Genomic DNA, 5,251 nt, shown 5'->3' with positions numbered 1-5,251 from the left:
AAAAGCCAGAATGTGACATCTGGTGGTAATAAGAAAGAAATTCGGTGGAGCGGTAGTTCAGTCGGTTAGAATACCTGCCTGTCACGCAGGGGGTCGCGGGTTCGAGTCCCGTCCGTTCCGCCACTTAATTAAGCCCTGAGTCTTTTAGACTCAGGGCTTTTTTTATACATAAAATTCATGAATTTTTTCCTATTGTTGCTTTTTACGCAATTATCTTCTGCATTTATCCATCTTTTTCACCAAAGTTAAACCCTTCATAATCCTCGAAAGACAAAGATACGTCCCCCAACGAGGTTAATAATGACAATTCCTGCATTTGGTTTAGGTACTTTCCGTTTAAAAGACGACGTAGTTATCGCATCAGTAAAAACCGCGCTTGAATTAGGTTACCGCGCGGTCGATACCGCACAGATTTATGACAATGAAGCTGCTGTAGGGCAGGCGATTGAAGAAAGTGGTGTTGCACGCAGTGAGCTTTTTATCACCACCAAAATCTGGATCGAGAATCTTAACAAAGAAAAATTAATCCCAAGCTTGAAAGAAAGTCTGCGCAAATTGCGTACAGATTATGTCGATTTGACTCTAATTCACTGGCCATCACCAAACGATTCAGTGCCGGTTGCAGAGTTTATGCAGGCGTTACTTGAAGCGAAAAAAGAAGGACTGACGCGCAAAATTGGTGTTTCTAACTTCACTATCGACCTGATGCAGCAGGCTATTGATGCGGTGGGGGCAGAAAATATAGCGACCAACCAAATTGAGCTTTCACCGTATTTGCACAACCGTAAAGTCGTTGATTGGGCACATGAACATAACATCCATATCACTTCTTATATGACGTTGGCTTATGGTAAAGCGCTGGAAGATGAAGTGATTGGCCGCATTGCGCAGAAGCACAATGCAACGCCTGCACAGGTCATCCTGGCATGGGCAATGAAGTTGGGTTATGCGGTGATTCCTTCATCTACAAAACGTGAGAATCTGCAAAGTAATCTACAAGCGCAGACTCTCATGCTCGATGAGGAAGATATGATGGATATAAGTAAACTGGACTGTAACGATCGACTGGTTAGCCCAGAAGGTCTGGCTCCACACTGGGATTAATTTTTCATTACAGCCCCTGCGGGGGCTGTTGTACATGCTCACTTAGAAAATCAATAAATGCTCTAATCCGGCTACTGACAGCGCGATCGCTGTAATACACCGCACTGAATGGCATTTCTACGGGCAGCAGTCTGTCTGTCAGCAATTCCACAAACTTCCCTTCAGCTATTTCTTTATTAATCATATAGTCAGATAGACACGCAATCCCATTTCCCGTCAGGCATAGTTGCTTAAGTGTTTCACCACTATTCGATGTTATTCCCGGCGTGATGTCATAACGCAGCCCATCAGCCTGAGCGACTGGCCATTTGTTCAAGCTCTCTGTTTCAGAAAATCCCAGACAGATATGATCCTGAAGATCCTCAGCACATTGTGGCATACCGAACTGCGCTAAATATTCCGGCGAGGCAATAATTTTACGGCGGCTGGAAAAAAGAGGCCGTGCCCGCAACGTTGAGTCTGTCAATGTGCCCACTCGTATCGCTACATCGACTTTTCGCTCAATCAAATTAATAAATGTCTCAGATGAGATGAGGGAAAGCGTCACCTCTGGATAGCGTTCACGAAAGGGCTTAATCAGCGGCATTAAAAGATGCAGCATGACAGGCGTTGCAGCATCGATGCGTAGTAAACCACGAGGGCTTTGTCGGGTCTCCATCAGCTCATTTTCTGCAGCAGCCATTTCCTGCAAAATCTGTTGAACACGACGGAAGTAGCGCTCGCCTTCCTCTGTGAGACTCAGTTGGCGCGTTGTACGATTTAGCAGAGTCACACCTAGCTTCATTTCTAATTTCTTTACCGAGCGACTGACTGCCGAATTTGCCATCTCGAGCAGAGTCGCTGCGCGACTAAAACTCCCGCTTTCTACGACAGCGACAAAAATCGCCAGTTCTTCTGAGGTGGCCTTCATTATTGCTCCTGAGACAATATTCTATTGAGATTTTGCATATTTTTGTTATTTAACCATCTTGCCATAATGCGTGTCATCAAAAGACACCCGTTATGGAGTAAATTATGCCTCTGGCGCTTTGGGCACTGACTATCAGTGCATTTGCAATCGGTACTACCGAATTTGTGATTGTTGGGCTGGTACCAACTATTGCTGACCAACTTTCAATTTCGCTCCCTTCTGCGGGATTGCTGGTTTCAATTTATGCATTAGGGGTTGCGGTTGGCGCTCCTGTGCTAACCGCTCTGACAGGAAAGTTGCCTCGTAAACAGCTACTGATTGGCTTGATGGCGCTATTCACGGCAGGTAATTTACTTGCCTGGCTTGCACCAAATTATGAAACGCTGGTCGTTGCTCGTCTACTTACAGGCCTCGCACACGGTGTTTTCTTCTCAATTGGTTCAACTATTGCAACCAGTCTGGTACCTAAAGAAAAGGCTGCTACCGCAATCGCCATTATGTTTGGTGGTTTAACCGTTGCATTGGTTACAGGTGTGCCCCTCGGAACATTTATCGGCCAGCATTTCGGATGGCGCGAAACATTCCTCGCCGTTTCAGCTATTGGTGTTATTGCCTTGATCAGTAGCACTATTCTGATCCCAAAAAATATTCCAACACGTGCGGTTGCTAGCTTAAAAGATCAACTGAAAGTGATGACTCATCCCCGCCTATTGATTATTTATGCGATAACGGCTCTGGGATATGGTGGCGTGTTTACTGCATTTACCTTCCTGGCTCCGATGATGCAAAACCTTGCAGGTTATTCACCAGCGGCAGTGAGCTGGATTTTGCTGGGCTACGGTGTCTCTGTTGCTATCGGTAATATCTGGGGCGGGAAACTTGCCGATCGCCATGGTGCAGTACCTGCTTTGAAATTCATTTTTGCAGCACTTGCAGCATTACTACTGGTCTTCCAATTTACTGCGAGTTCACATATTGGCGCTTTAGTGACGGTGTTGATTATGGGCGTCTTTGCATTCGGTAATGTACCGGGATTGCAGGTATATGTTGTGCAGAAAGCAGAGTTATATGCGCCAAATGCTGTGGATGTTGCCTCTGGACTGAACATTGCCGCTTTTAACGTCGGGATTGCATTAGGATCTGTTATCGGTGGTCAAACAGTTCAAAGCTTTGGTTTAGCTCAGACGCCGTGGATTGGGGCTGTAATTGTTGTTGGTGCACTGTTCTTAATTACTATCAGTGGTCGACTAGATGCACGTCGTGAAGTTGCTATCAGTTAGTGAATTAGAACATGGCTGTTAGCAATGACTTACGGTCTTGTTCGTCAATGGTTTGAATTGGTCGTTGAAACTCGACACCAAAGTCCCTATAACTGAAAGACAGCCTTCGATTTGGAGGCTTCTTTGGTTACAGAGGTCATTAGTAAAAACGTGCGCAAAAATACTTATGCCATGAGATATGTTGCCGGTCAGCCAGCAGAACGCATTCTGCCTCCTGGCTCATTTGCAACTATTGGTCAGGCATTGCCGCCCGGAGAACCTTTACCAAGTGAAGGCTCACTAAAAGTATTGGTGTGGAATATCTTCAAACAGCAGCGTGCAGAATGGCTTTCTGTACTGCAAAACTTCGGTAAAGATGCTCACCTTGTTTTATTGCAGGAGGCTCAAACGACCCCTGAACTGGTAAAGTTTGCCACCAGTAATTATCTGGCTGCTGACCAGGTTCCGGCATTTGTTCTGCCTCAACACCCCTCAGGTGTTATGACACTTTCCGCTGCTCATCCTGTTTATTGTTGCCCACTACGTGAACGTGAGCCGATTTTACGCTTGTCCAAATCCGCATTAGTGACCGTATATCCACTGCCTGATGGTCGGCTGTTGATGGTTGTAAATATCCACGCGGTCAATTTCAGTCTTGGTGTCGATGTCTACAGCAAACAGCTTGGGCCGATTGGCGATCAAATTGGTCACCATAATGGGCCGGTTATTATGGCGGGTGATTTTAACGCCTGGAGCCGTCCACGTATGAATGCGCTTTACCGCTTCGCTCGTGAAATGACTTTGCGGGAAGTGCGCTTCACCGATGACCATCGCCGCCGTGCTTTCGGTCGTCCGCTTGATTTCGTGTTTTACCGTGGTTTAAACGTTGCGGAAGCCTCTGTTTTGGTGACTCGTGCGTCCGATCACAATCCTCTACTAGTCGAATTCCGTCCCGGCAAACCTGAGCTGAAGTAAGGTAAGTCAGGTCTGCCATTGGGCAGACTATGTGCTGCCCTTACTTACAATCATCTGCAAGGACAATACAATGACAACACAATCTCACCATGACAAAGTCGATCAACAGTTTGGCTCGCAGGCCAGTGCCTATCTGAAAAGTGCTGTGCACGCTGCTGGCCGCGATCTGGAGTGTCTAAGCGCACGTCTGGCTGATTTCCCTGATGCACGTCTGCTCGATATGGGGTGTGGGGCGGGGCATGCGAGCTTTATTGCGGCCGCTCAGGTGAAAGAGGTGATTGCTTATGATCTCTCAGAACAGATGCTGAGTGTGGTCAATGGTGCTGCTAAAACGCGTGGCATCTTCAACATCATGACTCAACAGGGTTATGCAGAAGTGTTGCCGTTTGATGATGGCTCTTTTGATGTGGTGATTAGCCGCTATTCAGCTCATCACTGGCATGATGTTGGTAAAGCATTGCGTGAAGTAAAACGAGTCCTGAAACCGGGTGGTGTAGTTATTTTTATGGATGTGATGTCTCCAGGCCATCCAGTTCTCGATATCTGGCTGCAAACGGTTGAAGCATTGCGCGATACATCACACGTTCGGAATTATTCCAGTGGCGAGTGGTTGAGCCTGTTTAATGATGCGGGCCTGGTCTCGCAAAACCTCTTATGCGACCGATTGAATCTGGAGTTCACATCCTGGATTGCCAGAATGAGAACACCTGAAGCTCTGGCTGACGCTATTCGAATCTACCAACAGAGTGCATCAGACGAAGTGCAGCACTATTTTGAGTTGCAGGGAGATGGCTCTTTCACCAGTGACATTATTATGGTGGAAGCCAAAAAGGTTTGATGTTTTGAAATAGAAATAAAAAAGGCACCCAAAAAGGTTAATGCCGGTCACTTAAGGTGACCGGCATTGTTTTTTAAGGGATATTTCGACCTTTTTTCTCTCACTTCCCTTGCATATTCACGCTCACGCCTCGAGGGGAGTTTTAGCATCGCTGCGTTGCTGTAA

General features: G+C 46.6%; 5 protein-coding genes and 1 tRNA gene. 5 read left to right on the top strand and 1 reads right to left on the bottom strand.

Annotation, left to right across the window (positions count from 1 at the left end):
* Nucleotides 1-46 precede the first annotated feature (46 nt).
* Both LVQ76_RS22170 and dkgB read left to right on the top strand, forming a co-directional pair.
* Nucleotides 47-123: transfer RNA gene (locus tag LVQ76_RS22170), tRNA-Asp, on the top strand.
* A gap of 177 nt (nucleotides 124-300) precedes the next feature.
* The gene (gene dkgB / locus LVQ76_RS22165; RefSeq protein WP_232904214.1) at nucleotides 301-1,104 is read left to right on the top strand and encodes a 2,5-didehydrogluconate reductase DkgB; all 804 of its coding nucleotides are present in this window, start codon (nucleotides 301-303) and stop codon (nucleotides 1,102-1,104) included.
* Between the two features lie 7 nt (nucleotides 1,105-1,111).
* Here dkgB and yafC read toward each other — a convergent pair whose 3' ends face one another.
* On the bottom strand, nucleotides 1,112-2,014 hold the full coding sequence (gene yafC, locus LVQ76_RS22160; protein ID WP_232864033.1) for a DNA-binding transcriptional regulator YafC: 903 nt from the start codon (nucleotides 2,012-2,014) through the stop codon (nucleotides 1,112-1,114).
* A 104-nt stretch (nucleotides 2,015-2,118) separates the two neighbouring features.
* Between yafC and LVQ76_RS22155 the strand changes: the two genes are divergently transcribed.
* The 3 genes from LVQ76_RS22155 (at nucleotide 2,119) to LVQ76_RS22145 (ending at nucleotide 5,086) form a co-directional block, all read left to right on the top strand.
* On the top strand, nucleotides 2,119-3,294 hold the full coding sequence (locus tag LVQ76_RS22155; protein ID WP_232864034.1) for an MFS transporter: 1,176 nt from the start codon (nucleotides 2,119-2,121) through the stop codon (nucleotides 3,292-3,294).
* 150 nt (nucleotides 3,295-3,444) lie between these two features.
* Complete coding sequence (locus tag LVQ76_RS22150; protein WP_034461607.1) at nucleotides 3,445-4,248, top strand: endonuclease/exonuclease/phosphatase family protein; 804 nt, start codon at nucleotides 3,445-3,447, stop codon at nucleotides 4,246-4,248.
* A gap of 70 nt (nucleotides 4,249-4,318) precedes the next feature.
* On the top strand, nucleotides 4,319-5,086 hold the full coding sequence (locus LVQ76_RS22145; RefSeq protein ID WP_232922464.1) for a class I SAM-dependent methyltransferase: 768 nt from the start codon (nucleotides 4,319-4,321) through the stop codon (nucleotides 5,084-5,086).
* The last annotated feature ends 165 nt before the right edge of the window (nucleotides 5,087-5,251 follow it).

The sequence above is a fragment of the Buttiauxella cochleicola genome, from assembly GCF_021283185.1.
Classification (GTDB): domain Bacteria; phylum Pseudomonadota; class Gammaproteobacteria; order Enterobacterales; family Enterobacteriaceae; genus Buttiauxella; species Buttiauxella massiliensis.
The sequence above is the reverse complement of the archived record's forward strand: the minus strand, read 5'-3'. Positions and strand labels throughout refer to the sequence as shown.